This window comes from Pantoea sp. USHLN256 (assembly GCF_037149875.1).
Taxonomy (GTDB): domain Bacteria; phylum Pseudomonadota; class Gammaproteobacteria; order Enterobacterales; family Enterobacteriaceae; genus Pantoea; species Pantoea nemavictus.
Window position 1 is genome coordinate 1 of record NZ_JBBCQO010000058.1, and the last position, 223, is coordinate 223.

Genomic DNA, 223 nt, shown 5'->3' on the forward strand with positions numbered 1-223 from the left:
CCTGCGTGCGCTTTACGCCCAGTAATTCCGATTAACGCTTGCACCCTCCGTATTACCGCGGCTGCTGGCACGGAGTTAGCCGGTGCTTCTTCTGCGGGTAACGTCAATCGGCGAGGTTATTAACCTCACCGCCTTCCTCCCCGCTGAAAGTACTTTACAACCCGAAGGCCTTCTTCATACACGCGGCATGGCTGCATCAGGCTTGCGCCCATTGTGCAATATT

Annotated in this window: 1 rRNA gene; it reads right to left on the reverse strand. The window is 55.6% G+C overall.

The window, feature by feature from the left end:
* Positions 1-223 (reverse strand): 16S ribosomal RNA (locus tag WFL93_RS24230); the annotation flags it as partial.